Source organism: Mycetocola spongiae, assembly GCF_020424085.1.
GTDB classification, from domain to species: domain Bacteria; phylum Actinomycetota; class Actinomycetes; order Actinomycetales; family Microbacteriaceae; genus Mycetocola; species Mycetocola spongiae.
Map to the genome: position 1 here is coordinate 2,530,300 of NZ_CP080203.1, position 25,712 is coordinate 2,556,011.

Here is a 25,712-nt window from a genome sequence, read left to right on the forward strand (position 1 = left end):
AACGGCCCCCGCATTATGTGGGGGTACGAGGACAGCGAAAGAGAGTGAAACCGTGAAGGTTAAGCCCAGCGTTAAGCGCATTTGTGAGAAGTGCAAGGTTATTCGTCGTAACGGCCGCGTTATGGTCATCTGCGAGAACCCGCGTCACAAGCAGCGCCAGGGTTAATTCCCGAAATTTTTGCGGCCGCAAGGCCGTGATCGTTGCCTCCCCTCGGGGAGCAGCATGCAATACCGTAACTCCATAAATTTGCGCTTCTAAGAACCGCCGGCCCCACGGGCTGGCGCGGACACCCCGGGCAGGAGGCCCGGGTTCCTGAATCGCTCCACACCTCCACTTACTCCATAGGAGAAGCCACCATGGCACGTCTCGCCGGCGTAGACATTCCCCGCGATAAGCGCGTGGAAATCGCACTGACGTACATTTTCGGTGTTGGCCACACCCGTTCCCTCAAGACTCTTGCGGACACGGGCATCGATGGCAACATTCGCGTTAAGGACCTGACCGACGACCAGCTCGTCGCGCTCCGTGACTACATCGAAGGAAACTTCAAGGTTGAGGGTGACCTCCGCCGTGAGGTTGCCGCCGACATCCGTCGCAAGGTCGAAATTGGCTCGTACGAGGGCATCCGCCACCGTCGTGGTCTTCCGGTCCGCGGACAGCGCACCAAGACCAACGCGCGTACCCGTAAGGGTCCCAAGCGCACCGTAGCCGGCAAGAAGAAGGCGCGCTAGGCCTCGCCAGCGCCCTCGCCAATAGGACCTAAGGAGAATTTGTAATGGCTTCAACCAAGTCGGCTGCACGCAAGCCGCGTAAGAAAGAAAAGAAGAACATTGCTGTGGGCCAGGCCCACATCAAGTCGACCTTCAACAACACGATCGTCTCGATCACCGACACCACCGGTGCGGTAATCAGCTGGGCATCCTCCGGTGGAGTGGGCTTCAAGGGATCGCGTAAGTCGACCCCCTTCGCCGCTCAGCTGGCCGCCGAGTCGGCTGCGCGTCAGGCGCAGGAGCACGGCATGAAGAAGGTAGACGTCTTCGTGAAGGGCCCGGGTTCGGGTCGCGAAACCGCAATTCGTTCGCTTCAGGCCGCTGGCCTCGAGGTTGGCTCGATCAACGATGTGACCCCTCAGGCTCACAACGGTTGCCGCCAGCCCAAGCGTCGCCGCGTTTAAGCCTTTCCTCTGGGCTGTGGCCGGGCGGGTTCCCTCGCGGGTAACCCGTTCGGCCACGGATTCAGCACTACACGTCGATACCTCGCAAACGCAAGTGTCATATAGCGGACACTTGGCCGAAAGGAATTAATAGTGCTTATTGCACAGCGCCCCACGCTCACCGAAGAGAACATTTCCGAGTTCCGCAGCCGGTTCATCATTGAGCCGCTCGAGCCCGGGTTTGGTTACACCCTGGGTAACTCTCTGCGTCGTACCCTGCTGTCGTCGATCCCCGGAGCCGCTGTTACCAGCATCCGCATCGACGGTGTCCTGCACGAGTTCAGCACCATCCCCGGTGTGAAGGAAGATGTCACCGAGATCATCCTGAACATCAAGGGCCTGGTTGTCTCGAGCGAGCACGACGAGCCGATCACCGCGTACCTGCGCAAGACCGGTTCCGGCCAGGTTACCGCCGCCGACATCTCGGCTCCGGCCGGTGTCGAGGTACACAACCCCGAGCTGGTTATCGCGACCCTGAACGATAAGGCCAAGTTTGAACTTGAGCTGACCATCGAGCGCGGTCGTGGCTACGTTTCTTCCGGACAGAACCGCAACGAGTTCTCCGAGGCCGGTCAGATTCCGATCGACTCGATTTACTCCCCGGTCCTGAAGGTCACCTACCGCGTCGAGGCAACTCGTGCCGGTGAGCGCACCGACTTCGACCGCCTCGTTGTGGACGTCGAGTCCAAGCCCGCCATCACGCCCCGGGATGCCATCGCTTCGGCCGGCACCACCCTGGTCGAGCTGTTCGGCCTGGCTCGCGAGCTCAACACCGCCGCCGAGGGCATTGAGATCGGCCCCGCGCCGGTTGACGCCGTCCTCTCCAGCGAGCTCTCGATCCCGATCGAGGACCTGGACCTGTCGGTCCGCTCGTATAACTGCCTGAAGCGCGAGGGCATCAACACGGTTTCGGAGCTCGTAGCTCTCTCCGAGACCCAGCTGATGAACATCCGCAACTTCGGACAGAAGTCGGTGGACGAGGTTCGCGACAAGCTTGTAGAGATGGGTCTGTCCCTCAAGGACTCGGTCCCCGGTTTCGACGGCGCCCACTTCTACTCGGGCTTCGAAGACGAGACCAGCAACTAACCTTTCCCGCTCGTCTCGCGACGAACGAAACTGTTCATATTTTTGGAGAACATAAATGCCTAAGCCTACTAAGGGCACCCGTCTCGGAGGCGGTCCCGCCCACGAGCGCCTGATGCTCAACAACCTCGCCGCTGCGCTCTTCGAGCACAAGCGCATCACCACCACCCAGACCAAGGCAAAGCGTATGCAGCCGGTCGCCGAGCGCATGGTGACCTTCGCCAAGCGTGGCGACCTGTCCTCGCGTCGCCGCGTCCTGGGCGCCATCACCGATAAGGGCATCGTTCACGAGCTCTTCGAGGAGATCGCACCCCAGGTTGCCGAGCGTGAGGGTGGCTACACTCGCATCACCAAGATCGGGAACCGCAAGGGCGATAACGCCCCCATGGCCGTGATTGAGCTCGTTCTTGAGCCCGTCACCCCGAAGAAGAAGGCCACCAAGCCCGCCGCCGCCAAGACCGCCAAGGTCGAAGAGGTTGCAGCCGAGGTTGTCGCCGAGGAGACCCCCGAGGTCGTGACCGAAGAGGTCGCGGCCGAGGTTGTCGCCGAGGAGGAGGCGAAGTAATTCGCCCCCACTAAAAACCGCCCACCCGCTCCCGGATTTCCGGGGCAGGTGGGCGGTTTTCTGTGTTCTAGGACTCGGTGGCGGCACCAAGCATAAACGACTCCACCAAACGCAGGGCCGTGGCCAGCTCGAGGGACTCGGCCCGCGCGGGCACCGGATGGGCCTCCTCGTGGCGACGCACCTCGTGGTGCAGGCGCAGCATCTTGGCATCCAGGGCGCTGGCCGTATCGGCCGCCTCCTTGAGCTCGGCCAGGAGATTATCCGGCACCGAACGGCCATATTTATAGTAAATCTTATGTTCCAGGCTGGCCCAGAAATCCATGGCGATCGTGCGGATCTGAATCTCCACCAGCACGGGCTCCACCCGGTCGGAGAGAAATACCGGGACCTCCACCAGCACATGCAGGCTCTGATAGCCGTTTGGCTTGGGGTTTTTAATATAGTCGCGCACCTCCACGACCGTGACATCCTGCTGGCCCGCGAGCATCTCGTAGACCGTATAGATATCGGGGACAAAGCTGCATGTGATGCGGATACCGGCGATATCGCGCACCTGCTCGCGCAGCGAGGCGATCGACGGGCCCACGCCGCGCCGCTTGGCCTTCTCCAGGATGCTCTCGGGCGATTTGAGCCGCGAGCTGACATGCTCGATGGGGTTGTACTCGTGCACGTAGTTAAACTCATCGCGCAGAATATTAATCTTGGTGGACACCTCATTGAGTCCAAACCGATAGGCCATCATCATCCGGGTGAGTTCATTCCGGATCTTTTTTAGGTCCTCGGTTGACGGGGCGTTCATCGCGTTTCTGGCCTTTCGCTGGAAGTTTCCTCATTCGGAGCGTAGTGGGTTTTTCTGCGTATTCCTCGGGAGGTGCTGCCGGGCGCACGCGCGCGCGGCGGATATTTGGGGGGCTCGCTAATCCCCGCCTCCCGGCGTAGCCTGGGGCTATGAACGAGCGCACCGCACTCCGCGACCGGTTTCCGCAGCGCCCCGAGCTGCCCGTTCCCCGGCACGGGGACGTCGCGCGCTGGCGGGCGGCCGGGCCCGAGGATATCGACGCGATCTGGCGGTTGCAGCGCCTCGCCGATGATGTTGATCATCCCGGCGCCCTGAGCCCGCGCAGCGCTATCACCGAGACGTTTGAGACCTCAAACGTGGACCCCGCGGTGGATACGCTTGTGGCCGAGGGGGAGGACGGCGAGCTGCTCGCCCACGGCCTTGTGGTGGTGGCCGGCGGTCATGCCACCCGCGTTCAGTCCTATCTTTTGGGCACCGTGCATCCACTCTGGCGCGGCCGCGGGATCGGCGGGGAACTCTTCCGCTGGCAGATCGCGCGCTCGGCCCAGCAGCTCTCCGAGTGTGAGCTCGCCCTGCCCGGATGGACGATGCTCTATGTGGACGCGCGGAATACCCCGCTCGCGACGCTGGCGGGGCGGGCCGGCCTGAACGTGCAGCGCTATTTTGCCGAGATGGAGCACGGGCTGGACGGCGAGATCCCGGTGCTTGAGGCCCCCGAGGGGGTGCGGATCATTCCGTGCTCCGAGGAGTATTTTGAACGCACCCGGGTGGCGCGCAATGACGCCTTCCGCGATCACTGGGGTACCCAACCCAATACCAAGGAGCGCTGGAATCGCCTGGTCGCGGGTGGGCACTTCCGACGCGACCTCTCCTGGATCGCCGTGGCCGCGGAGGGTGGCAAGCAGGAGCGGGTGGTGGGTTTTGCCCTGAGCACCGTGACCGCGCCCGCCGAGGAGGGCTTTATCGAATTGGTGGGCGTGATCCGAGATTATCGGGGGAGGAGGCTCGCGCCCGCGCTGCTCTCCCGGCTCCTGCTCTCACATCGCGAAGCCGGGCTGCCCTCGGTCACCCTGGAGGTGGACTCCGCGAGCCCCACGGGCGCCAATACGCTTTATGAGCGGCTCGGGTTTATCCCGGTGGGGCGTTCTGACGCGTTTGTGCGGGAGTATTAGCGGGTGCCCTGGCGGTGCTGTTTGGCTCCGGGCGGAAGCCCCACGGGCGCCAATACGCTTTATGAGCGGCTCGGGTTTATCCCGGTGGGGCGTTCTGACGCGTTTGTGCGGGAGTATTAGCGGGTGCCCTGGCGGTGCTGTTCGGCTCCGGGCGGAAGCCCCTCGGGCACCAGCATCATCCGTCCCAGCGTGGCGTGTACCGTCTGCGCATAGAGCAGCCCGCCGGCATCGCCGGGATGGATCCGATCGCGGGCCAGGAGCTCTCCCGCGCGCGGTTCGATCGCGCCCGACCAATCGGCGAGGCCCACGCGGGGATTTCCGCCCGTGAACTCGCGCAGCGTTTGATTCACCTCGGGGATCCAGGCGCGCGGCGCCGAGGCATCCACCAGCAGGAGCTCGCGGTCGGGCCCAATCGTCGTGCGCAGCTCATCGAGCTGATCGCGCGTGATCGGCCCGTTGGTGCCCAGGCCCACCACAACCACGGGGCGCAGGGTGCCCGCGGCGGCCTGCTCGCGGATGATCTCCAGGCCCACGCGCAGCGAGCGGGACACGGCCGCATCCACGGCGATGCCCGGGAACTCGGCCTGAAGTGCGGGGGCCGCCGCGAGCATGACCGAATCGCCAATCGCCGAGATGCGATTGCCATCGGTTAGGTCCTCGGCCGGGCCCGGGGGCGCGGCCTCGGCCACCGGGGGAGCGGTCTCCTGTAGCGAATGGGCACCGCGCTCGATAAAAAGCTGTGCGGAACTGCGGTCGGGCGCGATCAGGATCGCGGCGGTGGTCCCGCCCAGCAGGGCCACGGCGAGCACACCCGCGCCGAGCGCCGCGATCCGCGGCCGGAGCGCGGAGCCGCGCAGGCCCGCGGCGATCCGGCGCAGGAACGGGCGGATTCCGTGCCGACGAATCGGTAACTCCATAAACCGGTAGGACAGCCCCGCGAGCAGGAACGTCAGCAGGAGCGCGATCAGCGCGACCGAGGGTTCCGGGAAACCCGAGCCCAGCGCGGAGGGATTGGCCGCGAGCAGCAGGACCAGCACCGGCCAGTGCCAGAGATACAGCCCATAGGAGCGCTCACCGATATAGCGCAGCGGCGCGCTATCCAGGGCGCGGCCCCAGCGACCGCCCCGCACGGCGGCCCAGATCGCGAGGGCGCTAAATACCGAGACCAGGGGAAGGCCCCAGCGGAACGTGGAATTGCCCGTTTCCCGCAGGAACCACGCCGCCGCGAGCAGGCCCAGCACCGCGGCGGTCCCGATCAGCGCGTGATGGCGATCGAGTGCGCGGCGCACACGCCCCCGGGCGGGCAGCGAACCGGGGGCGGCATCCTCGCGGCGGTGCAGATGCATCGCGAGGGCCGCACCCAGCAGGAGGCCAAAGGAGTGGGTATCGGTGCCGTAGTACACGCGGGTGGCATCGGCGCCGTGCGCGGTGAGGAACCACATCCAGCCCGCACTCGCGAGCGCGCCGGCCAGCAGCACGGTCACGCGCATGCGGGCGCGCGGTATCCAGAGGACCGCGAGGAAAAGAAGCGGCCAGAGCAGATAAAACTGTTCCTCGACCGAAAGTGACCACAGGTTGCGGAAGAGCTCAAGCGTGGTGGATTCAAAATAATCGCTGCCGCCGGCCACCGCGAGCCAGTTATAGCTAAACGTAAATGCCCCGAGCACCTGGCGGCCGATCCCCACCAGCACATCCCCGCCGATCAGGGCGGCCACGGAGGAACACAGCAGGACCACCGCGGCGAGGGCCGGGAGGAGCCTGCGGGCGCGGCGCTGCCAGAAGCGGCCCAGGGCTATCCGGCCGGTCGCGGCCCGCTCGCGCAGCAGGAGCGCGGTGATCAGGAATCCGCTCAGGACAAAAAACATATCCACGCCGATAAACCCGCCGGGCGAGAACGCGGGGAAAAAATGATAAATCATCACGAGCAGCACGGCGATAGCGCGCAGGCCATCCAGCCCGGAGAAGCGGGCGCGCCGAAGCGTGGCGGCACCGGGCGTGGCCGCGGGCGGGGCGGGGATGGTGGAAGAAATGCTCATGGCGATCGTTATAGCGTAACCAGGTTTTCCGGCCCGCGGGCGGGCGCGGTCCGATAGCGGGATAAACTGGGCGGGTGACCTCCGAGCAATATACCCGCGTACGCCTGGATTTCGGCTATGACGGCACCGATTATGCCGGATGGGCGAAACAGCCGGGCCTGCGCACCGTGCAGGGCGAGCTGGAGGCCGCGGTGCATCAGCTCTTTGGCTATCAGGGTGATCCGATCGTGCTGACCGTCGCGGGCCGCACCGATGCCGGGGTGCACGCGGATGCCCAGGTTGCGCACCTGGACCTGCCTCCCGAAAAGGTGGCCCGCCTGGCCAAGCTGCGCGGCATGGACGGCAAGCCCGATCCGAATATCGCCGGTTCCCTCAAGCGCCGTATCAACGGTGTACTCGGGGCGCATGCCGATGCCTGGGTGCACGATGCCCGCGTGGTGTCCCCGGATTTTGATGCGCGTTTCTCGGCCCTCTCGCGCAGCTATCGCTATCGCATCGCCGATACCCTCGCCCGCAAGGATCCGATCGTGCGCCGTACCACGCTGTGGTACACGATGCGGCTGGACCTGGATGTGCTCGACGAGACCGCGCGCCGCCTCGTGGGCCTGCACGATTATGCCGCGTATTGTCGGCCGCGCCCCGGGGCCACGACGATCCGCAACCTGACGGATTTTCGCTGGACCCGCGAGGCCGATGGTGTGCTTATCGCCGAGCTGACCGCGGATGCGTTCTGCCACTCGATGGTGCGTTCGCTGGTGGGGGCGTGTATCGCCACGAGTCAGGGGCGGATGAAACCGGGCGAGGCCGAGGAACTTTTTGACCAGGGCGATCGGGGACTCGACTATGCCGTGGCCCCCGCCCATGGGCTTGTGCTCACCGGGGTCTCCTATCCCGAGGATGCCCTCCTCGCCGCGCGGGCCGAACTCACGCGCCAGCGTCGCCTGGACACCACCCCGTTCCCGGGAGAAACCGCGTAGTTCCGCGGCCTCGAATTGACCGCGGGGGCGCTCTGCCGTAACATGGCTCCTTGGTATGTGTATCTCTGCAGATCACATGCCCGAAGTTGAGCCCTCCACCTTGTGTGTTCCAATTCTTGGAACACCACACGGAGTGGGATTCACGAACATCCAACTTACGACGAGAAAGCAGCACTATCGTGACGCGCACTTACTCCCCGAAGGCCAGTGAAATCCAGCGGAACTGGGTTGTCATTGACGCCAATGACATCGTTCTTGGCCGCCTGGCCAGCCACGCAGCTATCCTGCTGCGCGGAAAGAATAAGGCCACCTTCACCCCGCACATGGACATGGGTGACTTTGTCATCATCATCAATGCGGACAAGGTTGCCCTGACCGGCCAGAAGGCCGAGCAGAAGCGGGCTTACCGCCACTCCGGTTACCCGGGTGGAATGAAGTCCATCGGTTATGCCGAGCTCCTGGAGAAGAACCCGGTTCGCGCCGTGGAAAAGGCCATCCGTGGCATGCTTCCCAAGACCAGCCTCGGCCGCGACCAGATGCGCAAGCTCAAGGTCTATGAGGGTGCCGAGCACCCCCACGCTGCCCAGCAGCCCACGCAGTACACCCTCACCCAGGTCGCGCAGTAAGCGCCGAGTCAGACTTAAAGGACAATAACGTGGCGAACATCGCAGAATCCACCGAGCAGGCTCCCGAGAGCTACTCGACCGAAACCCCCACCGCCGAGGCCGTAAAGCCCGCGCGCGTCGTCTCCGTCCCCGGTGCAGCCGTCGGTCGTCGCAAGCAGGCCATCGCCCGCGTGCGCATGATCCCCGGTACCGGCGTTATCACGGTCAACGGCCGTGAGCTCGCGGAGTACTTCCCCAATAAGCTGCACCAGCAGCTCATCAACGATCCCTTCACCCTCCTGGAGCTCAACGGAAGCTACGACGTTATCGCTCGTATCTCCGGTGGTGGCCCCTCGGGTCAGGCCGGCGCCCTGCGTCTTGGCATTGCCCGTTCGCTCAACCAGGTTGACGAAGAGAACAACCGTGCCGCCCTCAAGAAGGCCGGCTTCCTGACCCGCGACGCTCGCATCAAGGAGCGTAAGAAGGCTGGACTCAAGAAGGCCCGTAAGGCTTCGCAGTTCTCGAAGCGCTAAGCGTTCCGAAACCTTCATGGCTGGCCTGTTTGGAACAGATGGCGTTCGCGGTCTCGCGAACGGCCTGTTGACGGCAGACCTCGCTCTCGGCCTCGCTCAAGCCACCGCATCGGTGCTTGGGCGGGGCCGTAGTGCTGAGGCCCGTCGCGCCACCGGCAAGCGCCCGGTGGCCGTGCTCGCGCGCGATCCGCGGGTGTCCGGGGACTTCCTCGGTGCCGCCGTGGCCGCGGGGCTCGCCTCCAGTGGCGTAGATGTATTGGACGCCGGGGTCATCCCGACGCCCGCCGCGGCCTATCTCATTGGGAGCATCGACGCCGATTTTGGCGTGATGATCTCGGCCTCGCATAACCCCGCCCGGGATAACGGCATCAAGATTTTTGCGTACGGTGGCACCAAGCTGCCGGACGAGGTGGAACAGCGTATCGAGGAGGCTCTGAGCGAGCCGAATCTGTTGCCCACCGACGGCGACGTGGGGCGCATCCGCCGCTTCGCCGACGCCGAGGACCGCTACGTTCTGCACCTGCTGCAGTCGCTCCCGCATCGCCTCGAAGGCATCCATGTGGTGCTGGACTGCGCGCACGGCGCGGCGGCCGGAGTCTCCCCGGAGACCTTCCGTGATGCCGGAGCCACGGTCACCATCATCGGGAATGACCCCGATGGGATGAATATCAACGACGGTGTGGGCTCAACCCACCTGGATAACCTGGCCCGGGCAGTGCTCGAGGCGGGCGCCGATGTGGGTATCGCCCACGACGGTGATGCCGACCGTTGTCTGGCGGTGGATGCCCGCGGAAACCTGATCGACGGCGATCAGATCATGGCGATCCTCGCGGTATCGATGAAGGAGCGCGGCCTGCTGGCCCGGGATACCCTCGTGGCCACGGTCATGAGCAACCTCGGCCTGAAGATCGCGATGGCCGAAAATGGCATCTCCATGCTGCAGACCAAGGTGGGCGACCGCTATGTGTTGGAGGCCATGAACGAGGGCGAGTATTCGCTCGGTGGCGAGCAGTCCGGTCATGTCATCATGAGCCAGTTTGCGACCACGGGAGACGGAATCCTCACGGGTCTTCACCTCGTGGCCGAGATGGCGCGCACCGGCAAGTCCATTGCCGAGCTTGCCTCCGTCATGACGGTCTATCCGCAGATCCTCATTAACGTGTCCGGCGTGGACCGCGATCTACTGCACAGCGATGCCGTGCTGGCCGAGGCCGTGCGCGAGGCCGAGGCGGAGCTGGGTGAAACCGGCCGCGTTCTCCTGCGCCCGAGTGGCACCGAGCCGCTGGTGCGGGTCATGGTGGAGGCGGCCGATCAGGCTACCGCCGATGCGCTGGCCCACCGCCTCGCGGATGTTGCGCGCGCGCGTCTGGCCATATAGGTTCCATAAAAGAGGGCTGGTATCCCGGGAATTTTTCCCGGGATACCGGCCCTTTTTTTCTTGCCCGGAGGGTCGTTTTGCGACTCTCGGAACGTCGGTTTATAAGTCTTACCTAATACCCCCTATTCTGGGGGGAGAGGCGCCCCCAGGGGTGCCGTCGATCCGCCCGGGGGGACGGGGCCCGGCGGGGCAGACCGCGGGGCCGGCGACGCCCGTGGCGCACAGGCGGACAGCCGGTGGTGCCGTATATGTCAGCACGAACTACTCGACACATAACGATGCTAATTTAGCGGCGACTATACCCGACGGAGGAAACACATGATGGGCAACAGCGAGGTTGACGCGTTGGCGGTATCGAGTCTGGCCGGGGAAGTTGCGGCTATTGGGCGCACGCTGCCGCGTACCGCCTCCGACGGCGGTATCCATGCCGAGGGTACCCTCACCGGGAACGGGTCCAGCTCCGGAATTGCCATGGCCCTCGCGGCGCTGATGCACTGGCGCGAGCGCGCCCTGTGGAATGCCACCCTCGGATTAAATCGGGCCGTTGCCGAGGCCGGTGCCGCCGCGGGCGCGGCACTGGAGGCCGAGTTTAGTACCGATGTTTTCCCCGAGGAGAGGAACTAATAATGGCCAATAGCCACGAATCCACCGAGTCTCCCTGGGCCCCGCGGCGCAGCGGTGATGGTTCCACCGAATTTGCCGCCACGGGGGCCGCGCTGCTCGCCGAGAGCCGCACGGTGGCCCAGGCCAGCGCCGCACTGCGCACGATAATCGGCGAGGTACCGCTGAGCTGGCGCGGGCCGGAGGCGGAGGACTGGGTGGCCCGCCTCGCCGAGCGTGGGGCCGAACTCGACGAGTTCTCCGCGATCTCCGCCGAGGCCGCCGCGGCCCTGGATGCCTTTGCCGAACGCCTCGCACTCATCACCTCCACCGGTACCGGTGCCGCCAGCAACGTGATCGCGGCGCGGCGCAGCGGCGCCGAGCGCGCCTGCGTCGAGGCCATCGAGGCCGCGCTCTCTCGGGTGACCTACGCCGCCAACCGCGGCTAGCCTGGCACGGGGGAGGCCATCGAGGCCGCGCTTTCCCGCGTGACCTACGCGGCCAGCCGCGGTTAGCGTAGCGCGGGAGAAGCCGTCTCGGCCCGGAGGAGCCGTTCCGGGAGATCGGCGAGCGAGTCGAGCCGGTTCTCCTCGGGCAGGAGCGTAAAGCGTCGTTCGGGATCCAGCAGATACGCGCGGATGCCATTCGCGGTGGGCCCGGCAAAATCGGGGATGAAGGAGTCCCCGATAAACACGGCATTGGATTCCAGCACCCCGGCCACCTCGAGCGCGCGCTCATAGATCCGCGGATCCGGCTTGCGCCGCCCCAGCTCCACCGAGGTGACCACGCCGTGCACCAGGGAGTCCACACCAAAGCGCTCCAGCAGCGCGGGCACCAGCGGCGCGTGATAGGTATTGCTGACCACCACGATGCGCCAGTCCCGGCCCAGCTCGGCGAGGAGATCCCGAAGCCCGGCGACCGGCCGGATCGGCGCGGTCCAGGCGTCCAGATAGACCGTGATAAACGCGGCCACCTCGGTATCCGATACCGGCGTGGGCAGATTTTCCCGCAGAAACTCGCGGCTCAGCGCGGTGAGGGAAAACTCGCGCCGCGTGCGCTCGGCATGTTCCTCCCAGCGCTCCCAGAGCGCGCGCCAGCGCTCATCAAAATCCCCGGCGGTGCCGGGGAAGCCGTGCTCCCGCGCCCACTCAAAGGGGGCCGCATTGCCGGTGGTGGCGTGATCGGCGTCGTAGCTGACCAGGGTGCCAAAAAAATCAAAGAGGAGGGCGTGTGCCATGAGCACATGCTAGCGCGCCCCGCCTGGGGAATTCCCGGTGGGGTTAGATCTTGCGCAGCAGGACCGAGCTCACGCTGTGATCGCTGTCTTTTTTCAGCACCAGCTTGGCCCGGGCGCGCGTGGGGCGAATATTCTCGATCAGGTTGGGCCGGTTCACCTCGTTCCAGAAATAGCGGGCCTGGGCGCGCGCCTGCTCCTCGGTGAGATCGGCATAAACATTAAAATACGAGTTTGGATTGGTAAACGCGCCGCGCTGCAGGGCCATAAACCGCTCCTCGTACCACGCGGCAATATCGCTGGACCGGGCATCCACATAGATGCTGAAATCAAAAAGATCGCTGATCGCGAGGCGGCCGTCGCGCGGCGGCTGCAGCACGTTCAGCCCCTCCACGATCAGCACGTCCGGGCGACGAACCACCACGGTGGCATCCGGCACGATGTCATAACGCAGATGCGAGTAAAACGGCGCCCGTACCTCGGCACTGCCGCTCTTCACCTCGGCGATAAAACGCAGCAGCGCGCGGCGATCATAGGCCTCGGGGAAACCCTTGCGGCCCATCAGTCCGCGGCGCTCGAGCTCGGCATTGGGATAAAGAAAGCCATCCGTGGTGATCAGCTCCACGCGCGGGGTATCGGGCCAGCGCGACATCAGCTCCCGCAGCAGGCGGGCCACCGTGGACTTGCCCACCGCCACCGAGCCGGCCACACCGATCACAAACGGGGTGGGAGGGCTGCTGGTGCCCAAAAATGCGCTCGTGGCCGCGTGCAGCTTCTTGGCATTTGCCACATAGAGGCTCAGCAGGCGGCTGAGCGGAAGATAAACCTGCGCGACCTCCTCCAGGTCCATGCGGTCGCCAAGCCCGCGCAGCTGGACGATCTCGGCGCTGGTGAGCGGCGAGTCCTGGGCGGGAGCGAGCCGGGCCCATTCTTCCCGGCCAATTTCCAGAAACGGGGTGCTGTGGGGGCCGGACGGGGTATCGCTGTGCTGATCGGGCATAGACAGACATTCTATTGCCGCGAATCCATTTCCATTACCGGTATTGTGATTCCTATGTGTGGAATCGTGGGTTACGTCGGCAACGGCGCAAGTATTGAAGTATTGATGTCCGGCCTGAGCCGACTCGAATACCGCGGCTATGACTCGGCCGGTGTGGCCGTGATCGACGAGAACGGTACCCTGCGTTCGCGCAAGCGCGCCGGCAAGCTCGCCGTGCTTGCCCACGACCTGGAGGTCGCGCCGCTGCCCGCCTCGCACGTGGGAATCGGCCATACCCGCTGGGCCACCCACGGTGCACCCAACGACGAGAACGCGCATCCGCACCTGGGCGACGAGGGCCGCCTGGCCCTGATCCACAACGGAATCATCGAAAACTTTGCCCCGCTGAAGCAGGAGCTCCTCGACCAGGGCTATACGTTCCTGAGCGAGACCGACAGCGAGGTGGCCGCGGTGCTGCTCGGCCGCGAATACCGCGAGACCGGCGATCTGCAATCGGCCTTCCGCGCCGTGGTGCGCCGCCTCGAGGGTGCCTTCACCCTCCTCGCCGTGCACCAGGACCAGCCCGATGTGGTGGTGGGTGCACGCCGCAACTCCCCGCTCGTAATTGGGCTCGGCGAGGGCGAAAACTTCCTCGGCTCCGATGTGGCCGCATTTATCGAATACACCCGCAGCGCGCTGGCCATCGGCCAGGACCAGATCGTGACGATCGGCGCCGACCGCGTGGACGTCACCGATTTTGAGGGCAACCCCGTGACCGTGGAGCCCTTTGAGGTGGAATGGGACGCCTCCGCCTCCGAAAAGGGCGGCTGGCCCAGCTTCATGGCCAAGGAAATCACCGAGCAGCCCGATGCCGTGGCCAATACCATTCGTGGCCGCGTGACCGAGGACGGCCTCGTGGTCATCCCCGAGCTGGACGGCCTCGACGAGTTCTTCGCCGATATCGACCGCATCGTGGTGGTCGCCGCCGGCACCGCCTCCTATGCCGGGCAGGTCGGAAAATACGCGCTCGAAAAATGGGCCCGCATCCCCGTGGACGTGGAACTCAGCCACGAGTTCCGCTATCGCGATCCGGTCCTGACCGCGCGCACCCTCGTGGTGTCGATCAGCCAGTCAGGCGAGACCATGGACACCCTGATGGCCGTGAAATACGCCCGCGAGGCCGGGGCCAAGACCCTGTCGATCTGTAATACCCAGGGCGCCACCATCCCGCGCGAATCCGATGCCGTGGTGTATACCCACGCCGGACCCGAGGTGGCCGTGGCCTCCACCAAGGCCTTTGTGGCGCAGATCACCGCGACCTATCTGCTCGCGCTGCATATCGCGCGCCTGCGCGGCACGGTGCCCGCCGCCGAGCTTTCGGAGTTTGCCGCGGAGCTCGCCGCGATCCCCGCGAAGATCGTGGAGGTCCTGGAACAAAAGGACACCATCACCCAGCTGGCCCAGTGGATGAGCGACTCGCGTGCGGTGCTGTTCCTCGGCCGCAACGTGGGCTTCCCGATCGCCCTGGAGGGCGCGCTGAAGCTTAAGGAACTCGCCTATATCCACGCCGAGGGTTTTGCCGCCGGCGAGCTGAAGCACGGCCCGATCGCGCTGATCGAGCCGGGCCAGCCCGTATTTGTGATCGTGCCGAGCCCGCGCGGCTCCGCCACGCTGCACTCCAAGGTGGTATCCAATATTCAGGAGATCCGGGCGCGTGGCGCGAAGGTCATCGCGATCGCCGAGGCCGGCGATGCCGCGGTGCTGCCGTTCACCGATGTGGTCATCCACATTCCGCTCGCGGCCCCGATGTTTGAGCCGCTGCTGGCCGTGATCCCGCTGCAGATCTTCGCGATGGAGCTCTCCAATGCCAAGGGCCTGGACGTGGATCAGCCGCGTAACCTCGCCAAATCCGTCACCGTCGAATAGGACGCCAAATGATCTCCGGCATCGGAGTGGACCTCGTGGATATGGTGCGCTTTGAGCACTCGCTGCGGCGCACCCCCGCCCTGCGGGAACGCCTGTTTTGCCCGGGGGAGCGTGGCCTCGCGCCGCGCTCCCTCGCGGGCCGCTTTGCCGCCAAGGAGGCGCTGATTAAGGCCCTCGGCGGCAGCGACGGCCTGCGCTGGCAGGAGGTTGAGGTGGTGACCGATGCCGAGGGTGCGCCGTCGTTCAGCCTCAGCGGGGGCACGGCCGAGCGGGTGCGCGGCCTGGGCATCGGCACCGTCCACCTGTCGATCACCCACGATGCCGGGCGGGCGATGGCCTTTGTGGTGGCCGAACGGATGGAGTCCTGATGGGTGAGATGCGGACCGCGCGGGTGGACCTCGCGGCGATTGCCGGAAACGTGCGGGCGTTTATTCACGAGATGGCCCCCTCCCGCGTGCTGATCGTGGTGAAGGCCGATGCCTATGGGCATGGCGCGCTGCCGGTGGCCCGTGCCGCGCAGGACGCCGGGGCGCACTGGATTGGCACCGCCGATCTGCGCGAGGCACTCGCGCTGCGCGAGGGGGGCATCACCGCCCCGCTGCTGTGCTGGCTGCACGGACCCGATACCAATTTTGCCGCGGCGGTGGCCGCCGATATCTGCGTGGCCGTATCCTCGCTCGCGCAGCTGCGCGCGATGGCCGCGGCCGCGGGGGATACCGCGGCGCATGTGCAGCTGAAGCTGGAAACCGGGCTCTCCCGCAACGGTGCCGAACCGCATGCCTGGGCGGCGCTTTTTGCCGAGGCCGCCGCGCTCGAGGCCGCGGGCACGCTGCGGGTGAGCGGCATCATGAGCCACCTGTCCAATACCGATGCCCCCTCCGATGCCGCGCAGCTGGCGCTGTTTAACCGCGGCGTGGCCGAGGCCCGGGCCGCGGGACTTAGCCCCGAGCTGACCCATATCGCGGCGACCGCGGGGGCGCTCACCCTCCCCGAGGCGCGCCTGGGCATGGTGCGGATCGGGATCGGCACCTATGGCGTGAGCCCGTTTGAGGATGCCACCCCCACGCTGCCCGGGCTGCGCCCCGCGATGACGCTTGGCGCACCCGTGATCGCCGTGCGCCGCGTGCCCGCGGGCACCGGAATCTCCTATGGATATACCCAGCGCACCGAGCGCGAGACCACGCTCGCACTGATACCGCTGGGCTATGCCGATGGCCTGCCGCGGCATGCCTCGGGCCGCGCACTCGTGAATATCAACGGTAAAAACTATCCGCTGCGCGGCCGGATCGCGATGGACCAGTGTGTGCTGGAAATTGGCGAGGATGCCGTGAGCGTGGGCGATCGCGCGGTGGTCTTTGGCGATCCCGCAACCGGCGTGCCCTCGGCCTGGGACCTCGCACACGCGGCCGAGAGTATCGGCTATGAAATCATCACCCGGATCGGCCCGCGCGTGATCCGCGAATACGTATCGGAGGGCACCCCCGCATGAGTGCATCCCTGCCCGCCGAGGGCGAATATCTCCTGAATACCCCCGAGGATATGCATCGCTTTGGCGTGGACCTTGGCCGCGCGCTGGGAGCGGGCGACCTGCTGATCCTCACCGGCCCGCTCGGCGCCGGGAAAACCACCCTGACCCGCGGCATCGGCGAGGGCCTCGGGGTGCGCGGACCGGTGACCAGCCCCACGTTTGTGCTGGCGCGCACCCATCCGAGCCTGATCGGCGGCGCACCGCTCGTGCACGTGGATGCCTATCGCCTGGGCAGTGCGCTGGAGGTGGACGATCTGGACCTGGATCTCGCGCGCAGCGTGGTGATCGTGGAATGGGGCCGGGACGTGGCCTCGATCCTCGCCGAGCGGTGGTGGGAGATCGAGATCATCCGGCCGACCGCGGGCGAGGCCGGCGATGTGGAGTCCGAGCCGCGGCGCGTCATCCTGTCCCGGCGGCACGCGGGCGCGTAGGCCCGACGCGGGTAGGCTAGAAGCATGTACCTGGCCATTGATACCTCCACCGGAACCAGTGTGGCCGTGGTGAGCGCCGCGGGAGAGATCCGCGCGTCCCGCCTGCTGCCCGAAACCATGCGTCACGCCGAGGTGGTGGGCACCTATATCCTTGAGGTCCTGGCCGAGACCGGCGTCTCCCCGCGCGAATTATCCGGGGTGATCTCGGGCATGGGCCCGGGGCCGTTCACGGGCCTGCGGATCGGCATCGCCGCCGCGCGCGCGTTTGGGCAGGGAGCCGGCATCCCGGTGCTGCCGCTGACCAGCCATGATGCGGTGGCCCTGGAATGGTATGGCGCGGGTGGCACGGGCGAATTATTGGTGACCACGGATGCGCGCCGCCGCGAGCTGTACTGGTCCCGCTATAGCGGGCTCGATGCCCACGGCATCCCGGTGCGCCTCGCGGGGCCCGGCCTCGCCGTGCCCGCGGAGATCGCGGATGGCGCGGGACACCGCATCGATGCCGAGGGGATCTCCGCCGGGGCGCTGGGCATCCTGGCCGGGCGCATCCACGCCGCCGGTGCCGCATTTGCCGCGGATGAGCCGCTCTATCTGCGCTCGCCGGATATTGCCGCGGCCGGCCCGAAGAAGCGGGTCAGCCAGTGAGCCGCGCGTGAGTACGCCGATTCGCCCCGCGAGTGCCGCCGACCTCGAGGCGATCATGGCCATCGAGACCGCCGAGTTCCTCCGCGATGCCTGGTCACCCGCGCTGATGGCCGGGGAGCTTGCCTCGGAACACACCGCCTATTTTGTGGCCGGGGGCGATACCCCGCTGGACGGCTATGCGGGACTCTTTGCGCCCGCGGGCTCCCCCGAGGGCGACGTGCAGACCATCGCGGTGGCCACGCATGCCCGCCGCCGCGGCCTGGGCCGGGCACTGATGGGCACGCTCATCAACGAGGCCCGCGGGCGCGGGGTGCGCGAACTCTTTTTGGAGGTGCGCGAGGATAACCCGGGTGCCCGGGCGCTCTATCTCGACCTGGGATTTGAGGAGCTGGGGATTCGCCGCGGCTATTATCAGCCGGATAACGTGGATGCCGTGGTGATGCGTTTGCGGATCACCCCCGCGCGGGAAACCGGAATTGGCCGCGGCTAGCGGCCCAGAGATTTACAGAGAAAAGGACCGCGAATGAACCGCGAAAACCCGCTGGTATTGGGCATCGAGAGCTCCTGCGATGAGACCGGCATCGGAATCGTGCGCGGCAGCACACTGCTGAGCAATACGATCGCCTCCTCGATGGATGAGCACGCACGCTATGGCGGCGTGGTTCCCGAGGTGGCCGCGCGCGCCCATCTGGAGGCGATGGGGCCCTCGATCGAGGCAGCGATGGCCGAGGCCGGGGTGACCTTTGAGGAATTGGACGCCATCGCGGTGACCAGCGGCCCGGGTCTCTCGGGTGCGCTCATGGTGGGTGTGGGGGCCGCTAAGGCGCTCGCCGTGGCCACGGGAAAACCGTTTTATGCCGTGAATCACCTCGTGGGTCACGTGGGGGCGGATATCCTCGACGCGAGCTCGGAACCGTTTGATTACCCCACGATTGCGCTGTTGGTCTCGGGCGGACATACCTCGCTGCTGCTCGTGCGTGACCTCGTAAACGATGTGGAACTGCTGGGGGAGACCATCGACGATGCCGCGGGCGAGGCCTTTGATAAGGTGGCCCGCGTGCTGGGGCTGCCCTATCCGGGCGGGCCGCAGATCGACCGCGCCGCCGCGGAGGGTGACCCGCGGGCCATCCGTTTCCCGCGCGGGTTGAGCCTCCCCAAGGACATGGAAAAGCACCGCTATGACTTCTCGTTTTCGGGGCTGAAGACCGCCGTGGCCCGCTGGGTGGAGCAGCGCGAGGACGCGGGGGAGGAGATCCCCACGGCCGATGTGGCCGCGAGCTTCCGCGAGGCAGTGGTGGATGTCCTGATCACGAAGGCCCTGAACGCGTGTGCCGATCTGGGCGTACCGCGCCTGCTCCTCGGCGGGGGTGTGGTGGCCAATGCCCGGCTGCGCGTGGTGGCCGAGGAACGCGCGGCCGCGGCCGGGGTGGCGCTGCGCATCCCGCCGCTGAGCCTGTGCACCGATAATGGCGCGATGATCGCGGCGCTCGCCGCCCAGCTGATCCGCGCGGGACACCAACCCTCACACCTCAATATCGCCGCGGACTCCACGCTGCCGGTCACCGAGATCCAGGTGGGTGAGCTCTCCGCGGACGCCGTGGCCTAGCCGGGGCGCGCGGGCGATGCACCCGGCGGAGGATCGGATTCCGGACAGCGGCGCCGGGCGTGGGGAGATCGTGCGATAGCATCGGCCGGGGCAATGGGGGGCCGAATATGTCATCTGAAACCGACTTCTGGCTACTACCGGAAGGGCTAGAGCAACAGGCGGGGGTGATCGATCAGTGGTGTCGAGAATTCGGCACTATCAACGCATCACTCGCGAAGGTCATTCTCGAGGGTGAGCCTGGAGCAGGCATATATAACCATGCCATGGAGCAGGCAGCCACTTTACATACTGCGATCTTGCGCTGGATGGCGCATATGCAAAACGTTTTAGAAAGCGTCAGCACCGAGCTGCGCCACGTCGCGGTGGTGGGCCGGTCGATGGACCTCGAGGCCGCGGCGCGACTCGATAAATATGACCCGAGCGAATATAACTGGTTTAGTCGAAAACCGCTGGACGGTTCCGACCCCGATGCCGGTTCGCTGACTCCCCCGGAATATCGTTATGACGAGCCGACGGCCCCCGTTTTCCCCCCGTCGGCCTCGATGTCGGGATCTTATCTTGATGCCGGCCCCGGGGCTTTTCGCGGGACGAATGAGTTCACCAACGGGCTCTTCCCCGAGGACCTTATGAGCCCAACCGGTTGGATTCGAACCGTTTTGCAGCAGATCGGCGCGCTTAGCTATCGGCAACAGATCCTCAATGCGTTTGGCGGTGACTGGTCGGTTTTGCGCTGGTATGCCCATAAGATCGATGGCCTCAGCAAATTTCTCTTTGATGTCCATTCATCACTTATCCCGACGATCGGCTCGGTCTTGATCTACTGGCAGGGCTATTCGGCAAATAGCGCGGCTGCCTATTTTAGGGTCATGCTTGACGGGATCGAAGAAGCTGTGAAAGGTAGCGTTGCATTTTCGGACGCACTCAACGAGTATGTTGACGCGGTCATGAGCTTTGCCGATTATCTGGGCGGCGAGATTGAGGCGCTATGCGACACCGTAATTTTTGCCGCAGTGGCCCAGGCTTTGGGGAAAAAGAGCGTCATTGGTTGGGCGTTGGGCGAAGGCGCCGCGGCGGTGGCCATCGGCGAGGCCATGAGAATCTGGTCCAGGATCCGGGACGTGTTCCAGACCATGGAGAAGCTCTATTACCTTTTGATGGCGTTAAGAGCGTTTAACGCCGACCTTGATGACTTTATAACGGACCTGAAGGTCCCTTATATGGTGGAGACCTCATGAATAATGGCCCCGAACTAACTCCCCAGCAGCTCTTTAGCGCGCAGGGCGATTCGTCCGGAGAGCATCCCCCCACCCTGCTGGCATCCATCCCGTCTGATTCGCTCGCAATGAGCTATCTCCGAGATGCACTCGGCGAGCTCGTAAAATCTTCCGATACTCCCCCGGCGGCCCGCGCGCTTATCGAGGCGACGTTGAAGGGCGAGGTGCCGCTTTCGCGGATGCTTAATGACGCCCTATTTCTGCCGTCCGATGAGTCTGAACCCGGTGGGGTGCACACGGCAGACCAACCCGAGGAGGGTATTCGATGGGGATAAAAATACAGGCAGGCGCGACCCGCGGTTCGATCGCGCGTATCCGTAAGGAGCTAGACGGCATACAAACCTGGCTCGACGATCTGCGATACGAGACCCGTGTACTTCAAGGCCTCTGGAACGGGGATGCCCGCGATGCTTTCGCAAGCTCAATGGCGCGAGCACAGTCCTCGCTTGACGGGCTCCGAGCGGCGGCGGAAAGCGCGGCCGCGCAGGCCGATTCGACAATTGAGTCCTTCGAAATTTTCGATCGCCGCCGCGCATCGGTATGGCATCTCTGATGCGCGCGTGGTGGGGCAAGGGCGTGGCCGGTGCCGGGCTTATGTTGGCGGCCGTATTGGGTTTCTCGGGGTGTGCCGCGGAGGCGTCGGTGGTGACCATTACCTATGAGACGGAGCTCGGGGTTGAGCGGGTGAGTTTTTCCCCCGGGGACCTGCGCTGCCTTGGTAGCGGGGCGAGTGGGATCCGTTTTCCGAGTAAGCCCTATCATCGGGTGAGTATCCAACAGGGCGACCCCGGGCGAGTAACGGCATGGGTTGAGGATAAAAAACTTATTTCATTTGTGTCCAAAAATCCGCAGATTGAGGCGATCCCGGATGGGAGGGGCGCGATTGATTATGTGGTCACGGCGACCGAGGGCGAGGTGGCGGTGAGCGATCCGCTGATAAGCGATAGGCCGGAGATACCGATCCCAGGACTCGCTGACAGCGATCGCTATGCGGGGTCGATTGAGATGCGGGTGCGCTGCACCGGTGCGGACGTGGAATAGGGCAATCTTGCGGGCCGTCCGGGACCTGGGATCGTACCCTGCCAGGGTCTCCGCGTTGGGGAGCCCACTATCGGACAGCGACCCCGGGCGTGGGGCGACCGTGCGATAGCCTCGGCGGCGAACCTGAGGGGGCAGCTGGTATGGCGCATGTGACGCGCGCGTGGTGGGGCAAGGGCGTGGCCGGTGCCGGGCTTATGGTGGCGGCCGTATTGGGGTTCTCTGGATGTGCCGCGGAGACGTCGGTGGTGACGATTACCTATGAGACGGAGCACGGCGTTGAGCGGGTGAGTTTTTTCCCCAGAGATCTGCGTTGCGACTGGATTGGGGCCTCCGGCCTGGGCTTCGCGCAGAAGCCGTTTTACCAGGTGGATGTACTTGATGCCAGCCCCGGAGAGGTATCGGCGTGGGTGCAGGATAAAAAACTTATACTATTCGTGTCCAAAGATCCGCAGATTGAGGCGATCCCGAATGGGCGGGGCGCGATTGATTATGTGGTCACGGCGACCGAGGGCGAGGTGGTGGTGAGCGATCCGATCGCGATGACCGAGCCGGAGACTCCGACCCCAACACTCGCGGACAGCGATCGCTATGCGGGGTCGATTGAGATGCGGGTGCGCTGCACCGGCGCGGACGTGGAATAGGGAAATTCCGCGCCCCCGCCGGATGCTCCGCATCCGAATGGGTTAGCCTCGAACCACACACGAGTTCCGAGACGGAAGGGGCGGTCATGACGCACGCACAGATACCCGAGGAGGGTGACGCGGCCGCGCAGGATCCCGCGATCGCCTTCGCCGCCCCGAGCGACCCCGGCTTTGGTGCCGCCGTCCCGGTGACAGGGATTGCCCCCGATAGCGCCGCCCGCGTGCCCGCCGAGCCCGCATATATCCCCGAGCAGCCCTCGATCGGCGGGGTTCCCGCCGCCCCGGCACCCGCCACCATTCCCGCCGCCGCGACCGCGTCGCCCGGGCCCCACGCGCAATATCCCGGGGCGGGCTATGCGCCCGCGCTGCCGGCCGATGCGGGGACCACCGCGGCATTTATCCTGGGCCTCATCGGGGTGGTGGGCGGGATCGTTTTTGGCTGGACCCTGCCCCTGAGCATTCTTGCCGTGATCCTGGCCGCGCGCGGTCTCTCCCGCGACCCCGCCTCGGCCCGCGCCCGCACCGCCCGCACCCTCGGCCTGATCGGCATCCTGCTCAGCGCGCTCTGGATGGTCTATAGCATCATCCGTATTTTTGGCCTGATTCTCGGCTAGGCGCGCTCAACCAGCAGCGCGGCATGGCGGCCGTCGATGCGGGTGAGGATCAGCGTGGCCGCGGCCTTCCCCTTTAGCGCCATCCGCTTGCGGAAGGCCGCGGGATCGATATCCACTCCGCGCTTTTTCACCTCAAGCGTGCCGATATCCCGCGCCCGCAGCTCGCGCTTCAAAAGCTTCTCGTCCAGGCTGAACCGCTCCACCACCCGGAAACGAGCGGCAAACGGGGTATCCGCCGCGAGGTCGCCCGTGAGATAGGCGATGCCGGGGCTGAGCATCCCGGCCTCCAGCGTGCGCGCCAGATCGCCGATCAGGCGGGCGCGGATCACCGAACCATCCGGCTCATAAATATATTCACCCAGGTCCCGCACGTCCACATCGGGGCTGTCCTCCGCGGCCGTGAGTTCGTGCATCCCGTCCGCGCCGATCACGAGGGCCGCCCGGGTGATGCCGGGGCGCGCGAGCGCGGGCGACCAGAGCCCGAGCTCAACCACCTGCCCGTCCACCGTGATCCACTGGGCCTCCCAGCCCGCCGGGATATCCTCGCGGTCAAATCCGGGACCAAGCTTAATGCCCACCGGGGTGGTCTCGGCCAGGCCAAACGCAAAATCCAGGGACGGCGAATAATCGGCCGCGCGGGTCAGCCGCGATGTCTCGGCATGCCCCGCCGTGCGCCGCGCGGGATCCAGGAAAATCGCGTCAAACGCGCCCAGGTCGATCTCCTCGGCCGGGGAATGCACAACCCGGGCATTATCAAAGGGCGCGAGGTTATAGCTCGCGAGCGTCGCGGTAATCTCATCGCGTTCCACCGCGGTCACCGTGATGCCCAGCGCGGCCGCGGCCAGTGCGTCCCCGCCGATGCCGCAGCCCAGGTCCACCAGGCTCGTGGCCCCCAACTCGCGAAAGCGTCCCGCGTGCAGTGCCGCGACACGCAGCCGGGTGGCCTGCTCCAGGCCCGCCTGGGTAAACAGCATCCGGCCCGCGAACTCCGCAAATTTGCCCGTGGCCTTGCGCCGCAGCCGATCCTGGGTGAGGGCCGCCGCCACGAGCGTGGGCGAGTGCCCCGCGGCGCGCAGGCGGCTCACGCGGGCCACCGGATCGCCCGGATTCTCCTCGGCGGAGAGGATATCAAGGAGCCGCAGCCCCTCCGGGGTCAGCAGCTCGAGTAATTCGTTTCTCTCCACGGCTCCCAACCTACCAATCGGCGCGCGGCCCGCGGCACTGACTGTCCGTAATCACTGTGAATTGCGTCCCCCGGTTGGCACTCGCATTGCGTGAGTGCCAACGACTCCCTAGACTGTCTATTAGCACTCTCGACGTGAGGGTGCTAACTCAAGTCTTAGTGTAGAAAGAGGTCAAACGTGTCGGTCTCCATCAAGCCGCTCGAGGATCGCATCGTCATCAAGCAGGTAGAGGCGGAGCAGACCACTGCTTCCGGCCTTGTTATCCCTGACTCCGCCAAGGAGAAGCCCCAGGAGGGCGAGGTTGTGGCCGTAGGCCCCGGCCGCATCGACGATAACGGCAACCGCATCCCCCTCGACGTCGCCGTCGGCGATAAGGTCATCTACTCCAAGTACGGCGGAACCGAGGTGAAGTTCGGTGGGGAAGACCTGCTGGTCCTCTCGGCTCGCGACGTCCTCGCCGTAGTGGTTCGCTAGTACCCGAGTTTTTAACTCGCAGAGTTTTGCTCTCGACGCCCGGATGGTTCGCCATCCGGGCGTCGAGATTTTTTGTGCGCCCGATCCCCTCGGCGATCGGCCACAGCCCCCACCCATGCACTAAAGGACGTATTTCATGGCCGCCGCGCCACCCACCTCGATCTCGGAGACCCGTCGCGGCCTCGCCTATGCCCTCGGCTCCTATCTGCTGTGGGGCCTCCTACCGCTCTATTTTGTCTATATCGCCGCCGTTAACCCCTTTGAGGTGGTGGCCTGGCGAATCGTATTCACGCTGATCCTCTGTGCGCTCCTGCTCACGATCACGCGCGGCTGGGGAGAGACCACGCGGCTGCTGCGCTCGCCCAAGCTGCTGGGCATCATCGCCGTCGCGGGCCTCGTGATCTATCTCAACTGGCAGACCTATGTGGTGGCCACCTCCACCGGTCATATCGTGGAGGCCGCGCTGGGCTATTTTGTGAACCCCGTGGTCACGATCCTGCTCGGTGTGATCTTCCTGCGCGAGCGGCTGCGGTTCTGGCAGTGGTTTGCCCTGGGCTCCACCGCCGTGGCGTTTGTGATCATCTCGATTGGCTTTGGCACGTTCCCGTGGTTTGCGCTGCTGCTGGCGTTCTCCTTTGGCATCTACGGTTTCCTGAAGAAGGGCCTCGGCGGCCGCGTGGGCGCGCTGCCCGGGCTCTTCCTGGAGACGCTGATGCTGCTGCCGGTGGCCGCGATCATCCTCGGCTATCTGCAATCCACGCGCGGCACGCTGGACCTATTCCACTCGCCGCCGCTCGTGACCGCGATGGTGATCGGCACCGGAATCACCACGGCCGTGCCGCTCCTGCTCTTCGCCGCGGCCGCGCGCCGCATCTCGCTCACCGCGATCGGCTTTGCGCAGTATCTCGCCCCCACCATGATGTTTGTGATCGGCTGGCTGGTGCTCGGCGAGGAGATGCCGGTGGCGCGCTGGATCGGATTTGGAATCGTCTGGCTTTCGCTCGTGATTCTCTCAGTGGACCTGGTGGTCAGCGCCCGCCGCAATCGCCGCGAGATCCCGCCGATTACCGGCCCAATTCCGCCCGTTATCGGGCCGTAGCGGGGCGCGCCGGCCCGCGGCGGCGGTGTGCGGGAATGGGGTGGAAATAAATCCTCCCGGTTTTCGCTTAACAT

General features: G+C 65.5%; 32 protein-coding genes. 27 read left to right on the forward strand and 5 right to left on the reverse strand.

The annotated features are described in order from the left end of the window. The first annotated feature begins 52 nt into the window (after positions 1–52). The 5 genes from rpmJ (at position 53) to rplQ (ending at position 2,862) form a co-directional block, all read left to right on the forward strand. Positions 53–166 (forward strand): 50S ribosomal protein L36, encoded by a 114-nt coding sequence (rpmJ, locus tag KXZ72_RS11625; protein ID WP_226081091.1) that lies wholly within the window; start codon positions 53–55, stop codon positions 164–166. Between the two features lie 191 nt (positions 167–357). Next, positions 358–732, forward strand: coding sequence for a 30S ribosomal protein S13 (rpsM, locus tag KXZ72_RS11630; RefSeq protein WP_226081092.1), 375 nt, complete (start codon positions 358–360; stop codon positions 730–732). A 44-nt stretch (positions 733–776) separates the two neighbouring features. Continuing rightward, a complete protein-coding gene (gene rpsK / locus KXZ72_RS11635; RefSeq protein ID WP_226081093.1) occupies positions 777–1,175 on the forward strand; it encodes a 30S ribosomal protein S11 in 399 nt (132 codons plus the stop codon). 132 nt (positions 1,176–1,307) lie between these two features. After that, positions 1,308–2,300 (forward strand): DNA-directed RNA polymerase subunit alpha, encoded by a 993-nt coding sequence (locus tag KXZ72_RS11640; RefSeq protein ID WP_226081094.1) that lies wholly within the window; start codon positions 1,308–1,310, stop codon positions 2,298–2,300. Positions 2,301–2,355: 55 nt separating this feature from the next. Then, entirely contained in the window at positions 2,356–2,862 is a 507-nt protein-coding gene (rplQ, locus tag KXZ72_RS11645; protein WP_226081095.1) for a 50S ribosomal protein L17, read from the forward strand. A 67-nt stretch (positions 2,863–2,929) separates the two neighbouring features. Here rplQ and KXZ72_RS11650 read toward each other — a convergent pair whose 3' ends face one another. Continuing rightward, a complete protein-coding gene (locus KXZ72_RS11650; protein WP_226081096.1) occupies positions 2,930–3,661 on the reverse strand; it encodes a GTP pyrophosphokinase in 732 nt (243 codons plus the stop codon). A 149-nt stretch (positions 3,662–3,810) separates the two neighbouring features. Here KXZ72_RS11650 and KXZ72_RS11655 point away from each other — a divergent pair, with 149 nt between their 5' ends. Continuing rightward, a complete protein-coding gene (locus tag KXZ72_RS11655; protein WP_226081097.1) occupies positions 3,811–4,833 on the forward strand; it encodes a GNAT family N-acetyltransferase in 1,023 nt (340 codons plus the stop codon). Between the two features lie 116 nt (positions 4,834–4,949). On the opposite strand, the gene KXZ72_RS11660 is transcribed toward KXZ72_RS11655, so the two are convergent. Further along, on the reverse strand, positions 4,950–6,869 hold the full coding sequence (locus KXZ72_RS11660) for an acyltransferase family protein (RefSeq protein WP_226081098.1): 1,920 nt from the start codon (positions 6,867–6,869) through the stop codon (positions 4,950–4,952). A gap of 74 nt (positions 6,870–6,943) precedes the next feature. Here KXZ72_RS11660 and truA point away from each other — a divergent pair, with 74 nt between their 5' ends. From truA to KXZ72_RS11690, 6 genes are all read left to right on the forward strand, one after another. Continuing rightward, positions 6,944–7,846 (forward strand): tRNA pseudouridine(38-40) synthase TruA, encoded by a 903-nt coding sequence (gene truA, locus KXZ72_RS11665; RefSeq protein WP_226081099.1) that lies wholly within the window; start codon positions 6,944–6,946, stop codon positions 7,844–7,846. Between the two features lie 179 nt (positions 7,847–8,025). Continuing rightward, complete coding sequence (rplM, locus tag KXZ72_RS11670; protein WP_226081100.1) at positions 8,026–8,472, forward strand: 50S ribosomal protein L13; 447 nt, start codon at positions 8,026–8,028, stop codon at positions 8,470–8,472. Positions 8,473–8,501: 29 nt separating this feature from the next. Further along, a complete protein-coding gene (gene rpsI / locus KXZ72_RS11675; protein ID WP_226081101.1) occupies positions 8,502–8,984 on the forward strand; it encodes a 30S ribosomal protein S9 in 483 nt (160 codons plus the stop codon). Between the two features lie 16 nt (positions 8,985–9,000). After that, entirely contained in the window at positions 9,001–10,362 is a 1,362-nt protein-coding gene (glmM, locus tag KXZ72_RS11680) for a phosphoglucosamine mutase (protein WP_226081102.1), read from the forward strand. A 318-nt stretch (positions 10,363–10,680) separates the two neighbouring features. Then, the gene (locus tag KXZ72_RS11685; RefSeq protein ID WP_226081103.1) at positions 10,681–10,986 is read left to right on the forward strand and encodes a hypothetical protein; all 306 of its coding nucleotides are present in this window, start codon (positions 10,681–10,683) and stop codon (positions 10,984–10,986) included. Between the two features lie 2 nt (positions 10,987–10,988). Further along, complete coding sequence (locus KXZ72_RS11690) at positions 10,989–11,411, forward strand: hypothetical protein (RefSeq protein ID WP_226081104.1); 423 nt, start codon at positions 10,989–10,991, stop codon at positions 11,409–11,411. 62 nt (positions 11,412–11,473) lie between these two features. On the opposite strand, the gene KXZ72_RS11695 is transcribed toward KXZ72_RS11690, so the two are convergent. Both KXZ72_RS11695 and coaA read right to left on the reverse strand, forming a co-directional pair. Next, positions 11,474–12,199 (reverse strand): HAD family hydrolase, encoded by a 726-nt coding sequence (locus KXZ72_RS11695; RefSeq protein ID WP_226081105.1) that lies wholly within the window; start codon positions 12,197–12,199, stop codon positions 11,474–11,476. Between the two features lie 43 nt (positions 12,200–12,242). Next, positions 12,243–13,196: a type I pantothenate kinase gene (gene coaA / locus KXZ72_RS11700; protein ID WP_226081106.1), complete on the reverse strand. Its 954-nt coding sequence runs from the start codon at positions 13,194–13,196 to the stop codon at positions 12,243–12,245. A 54-nt stretch (positions 13,197–13,250) separates the two neighbouring features. Here coaA and glmS point away from each other — a divergent pair, with 54 nt between their 5' ends. From glmS to KXZ72_RS11765, 13 genes are all read left to right on the forward strand, one after another. After that, positions 13,251–15,101, forward strand: coding sequence for a glutamine--fructose-6-phosphate transaminase (isomerizing) (gene glmS, locus KXZ72_RS11705; RefSeq protein WP_226081107.1), 1,851 nt, complete (start codon positions 13,251–13,253; stop codon positions 15,099–15,101). Between the two features lie 8 nt (positions 15,102–15,109). Continuing rightward, positions 15,110–15,469 carry a holo-ACP synthase gene (locus KXZ72_RS11710; RefSeq protein WP_226081108.1) on the forward strand — a complete coding sequence of 120 codons (360 nt, stop codon included), beginning with the start codon at positions 15,110–15,112 and terminating at the stop codon, positions 15,467–15,469. Next, entirely contained in the window at positions 15,469–16,590 is a 1,122-nt protein-coding gene (gene alr / locus KXZ72_RS11715; RefSeq protein WP_226081109.1) for an alanine racemase, read from the forward strand. Before KXZ72_RS11710 ends, alr begins: the two co-directional genes overlap by 1 nt. After that, positions 16,587–17,060: a tRNA (adenosine(37)-N6)-threonylcarbamoyltransferase complex ATPase subunit type 1 TsaE gene (gene tsaE, locus KXZ72_RS11720; RefSeq protein WP_226081110.1), complete on the forward strand. Its 474-nt coding sequence runs from the start codon at positions 16,587–16,589 to the stop codon at positions 17,058–17,060. Before alr ends, tsaE begins: the two co-directional genes overlap by 4 nt. A 24-nt stretch (positions 17,061–17,084) precedes the next feature. Next, positions 17,085–17,705 carry a tRNA (adenosine(37)-N6)-threonylcarbamoyltransferase complex dimerization subunit type 1 TsaB gene (gene tsaB / locus KXZ72_RS11725; RefSeq protein WP_226081111.1) on the forward strand — a complete coding sequence of 207 codons (621 nt, stop codon included), beginning with the start codon at positions 17,085–17,087 and terminating at the stop codon, positions 17,703–17,705. A 7-nt stretch (positions 17,706–17,712) separates the two neighbouring features. Continuing rightward, positions 17,713–18,195: a ribosomal protein S18-alanine N-acetyltransferase gene (gene rimI, locus KXZ72_RS11730; RefSeq protein WP_226081112.1), complete on the forward strand. Its 483-nt coding sequence runs from the start codon at positions 17,713–17,715 to the stop codon at positions 18,193–18,195. Positions 18,196–18,228: 33 nt separating this feature from the next. Next, complete coding sequence (gene tsaD, locus KXZ72_RS11735; RefSeq protein WP_226081113.1) at positions 18,229–19,311, forward strand: tRNA (adenosine(37)-N6)-threonylcarbamoyltransferase complex transferase subunit TsaD; 1,083 nt, start codon at positions 18,229–18,231, stop codon at positions 19,309–19,311. A gap of 107 nt (positions 19,312–19,418) precedes the next feature. Beyond that, complete coding sequence (locus KXZ72_RS11740; RefSeq protein ID WP_226081114.1) at positions 19,419–20,546, forward strand: hypothetical protein; 1,128 nt, start codon at positions 19,419–19,421, stop codon at positions 20,544–20,546. Then, positions 20,543–20,860, forward strand: coding sequence for a hypothetical protein (locus KXZ72_RS11745; protein WP_226081115.1), 318 nt, complete (start codon positions 20,543–20,545; stop codon positions 20,858–20,860). The genes KXZ72_RS11740 and KXZ72_RS11745 overlap by 4 nt, the downstream gene beginning before the upstream one ends. Then, the gene (locus tag KXZ72_RS14800; RefSeq protein WP_226081116.1) at positions 20,851–21,138 is read left to right on the forward strand and encodes a WXG100 family type VII secretion target; all 288 of its coding nucleotides are present in this window, start codon (positions 20,851–20,853) and stop codon (positions 21,136–21,138) included. The genes KXZ72_RS11745 and KXZ72_RS14800 overlap by 10 nt, the downstream gene beginning before the upstream one ends. Positions 21,139–21,230: 92 nt before the next feature. Further along, positions 21,231–21,626, forward strand: coding sequence for a hypothetical protein (locus tag KXZ72_RS11755; RefSeq protein ID WP_226081117.1), 396 nt, complete (start codon positions 21,231–21,233; stop codon positions 21,624–21,626). 140 nt (positions 21,627–21,766) lie between these two features. After that, positions 21,767–22,267 (forward strand): hypothetical protein, encoded by a 501-nt coding sequence (locus KXZ72_RS11760; RefSeq protein WP_226081118.1) that lies wholly within the window; start codon positions 21,767–21,769, stop codon positions 22,265–22,267. An 86-nt stretch (positions 22,268–22,353) separates the two neighbouring features. Next, positions 22,354–22,881, forward strand: coding sequence for a hypothetical protein (locus tag KXZ72_RS11765; RefSeq protein WP_226081119.1), 528 nt, complete (start codon positions 22,354–22,356; stop codon positions 22,879–22,881). On the opposite strand, the gene KXZ72_RS11770 is transcribed toward KXZ72_RS11765, so the two are convergent. Then, on the reverse strand, positions 22,878–24,065 hold the full coding sequence (locus KXZ72_RS11770) for a THUMP-like domain-containing protein (RefSeq protein WP_226081120.1): 1,188 nt from the start codon (positions 24,063–24,065) through the stop codon (positions 22,878–22,880). The genes KXZ72_RS11765 and KXZ72_RS11770 overlap by 4 nt on opposite strands. A gap of 177 nt (positions 24,066–24,242) precedes the next feature. On the opposite strand from KXZ72_RS11770, the gene groES reads away from it, so the two are divergent. Both groES and rarD read left to right on the forward strand, forming a co-directional pair. Continuing rightward, positions 24,243–24,539, forward strand: coding sequence for a co-chaperone GroES (gene groES / locus KXZ72_RS11775; protein ID WP_226081121.1), 297 nt, complete (start codon positions 24,243–24,245; stop codon positions 24,537–24,539). A gap of 136 nt (positions 24,540–24,675) precedes the next feature. Continuing rightward, a complete protein-coding gene (rarD, locus tag KXZ72_RS11780; protein ID WP_226081122.1) occupies positions 24,676–25,638 on the forward strand; it encodes an EamA family transporter RarD in 963 nt (320 codons plus the stop codon). Positions 25,639–25,712: the final 74 nt, after the last annotated feature.

What these genes read in the sequence shown, in the direction of transcription:
- rpsM (WP_226081092.1), top strand. Translation starts at nt 358, where the DNA reads ATGGCACGTCTCGCCGGCGTAGACATTCCCCGCGATAAGCGCGTGGAA.
- rpsK (WP_226081093.1), top strand. Translation starts at nt 777, where the DNA reads ATGGCTTCAACCAAGTCGGCTGCACGCAAGCCGCGTAAGAAAGAAAAG.
- rplQ (WP_226081095.1), top strand. Translation starts at nt 2,356, where the DNA reads ATGCCTAAGCCTACTAAGGGCACCCGTCTCGGAGGCGGTCCCGCCCAC.
- KXZ72_RS11650 (WP_226081096.1), bottom strand. Translation starts at nt 3,661, where the DNA reads ATGAACGCCCCGTCAACCGAGGACCTAAAAAAGATCCGGAATGAACTC.
- KXZ72_RS11655 (WP_226081097.1), top strand. Translation starts at nt 3,811, where the DNA reads ATGAACGAGCGCACCGCACTCCGCGACCGGTTTCCGCAGCGCCCCGAG.
- KXZ72_RS11660 (WP_226081098.1), bottom strand. Translation starts at nt 6,869, where the DNA reads ATGAGCATTTCTTCCACCATCCCCGCCCCGCCCGCGGCCACGCCCGGT.
- glmM (WP_226081102.1), top strand. Translation starts at nt 9,001, where the DNA reads ATGGCTGGCCTGTTTGGAACAGATGGCGTTCGCGGTCTCGCGAACGGC.
- KXZ72_RS11685 (WP_226081103.1), top strand. Translation starts at nt 10,681, where the DNA reads ATGATGGGCAACAGCGAGGTTGACGCGTTGGCGGTATCGAGTCTGGCC.
- KXZ72_RS11690 (WP_226081104.1), top strand. Translation starts at nt 10,989, where the DNA reads ATGGCCAATAGCCACGAATCCACCGAGTCTCCCTGGGCCCCGCGGCGC.
- KXZ72_RS11695 (WP_226081105.1), bottom strand. Translation starts at nt 12,199, where the DNA reads ATGGCACACGCCCTCCTCTTTGATTTTTTTGGCACCCTGGTCAGCTAC.
- coaA (WP_226081106.1), bottom strand. Translation starts at nt 13,196, where the DNA reads ATGCCCGATCAGCACAGCGATACCCCGTCCGGCCCCCACAGCACCCCG.
- glmS (WP_226081107.1), top strand. Translation starts at nt 13,251, where the DNA reads ATGTGTGGAATCGTGGGTTACGTCGGCAACGGCGCAAGTATTGAAGTA.
- KXZ72_RS11710 (WP_226081108.1), top strand. Translation starts at nt 15,110, where the DNA reads ATGATCTCCGGCATCGGAGTGGACCTCGTGGATATGGTGCGCTTTGAG.
- alr (WP_226081109.1), top strand. Translation starts at nt 15,469, where the DNA reads ATGGGTGAGATGCGGACCGCGCGGGTGGACCTCGCGGCGATTGCCGGA.
- tsaE (WP_226081110.1), top strand. Translation starts at nt 16,587, where the DNA reads ATGAGTGCATCCCTGCCCGCCGAGGGCGAATATCTCCTGAATACCCCC.
- tsaB (WP_226081111.1), top strand. Translation starts at nt 17,085, where the DNA reads ATGTACCTGGCCATTGATACCTCCACCGGAACCAGTGTGGCCGTGGTG.
- tsaD (WP_226081113.1), top strand. Translation starts at nt 18,229, where the DNA reads ATGAACCGCGAAAACCCGCTGGTATTGGGCATCGAGAGCTCCTGCGAT.
- KXZ72_RS11740 (WP_226081114.1), top strand. Translation starts at nt 19,419, where the DNA reads ATGTCATCTGAAACCGACTTCTGGCTACTACCGGAAGGGCTAGAGCAA.
- KXZ72_RS11745 (WP_226081115.1), top strand. Translation starts at nt 20,543, where the DNA reads ATGAATAATGGCCCCGAACTAACTCCCCAGCAGCTCTTTAGCGCGCAG.
- KXZ72_RS14800 (WP_226081116.1), top strand. Translation starts at nt 20,851, where the DNA reads ATGGGGATAAAAATACAGGCAGGCGCGACCCGCGGTTCGATCGCGCGT.
- KXZ72_RS11760 (WP_226081118.1), top strand. Translation starts at nt 21,767, where the DNA reads ATGGCGCATGTGACGCGCGCGTGGTGGGGCAAGGGCGTGGCCGGTGCC.
- KXZ72_RS11765 (WP_226081119.1), top strand. Translation starts at nt 22,354, where the DNA reads ATGACGCACGCACAGATACCCGAGGAGGGTGACGCGGCCGCGCAGGAT.
- rarD (WP_226081122.1), top strand. Translation starts at nt 24,676, where the DNA reads ATGGCCGCCGCGCCACCCACCTCGATCTCGGAGACCCGTCGCGGCCTC.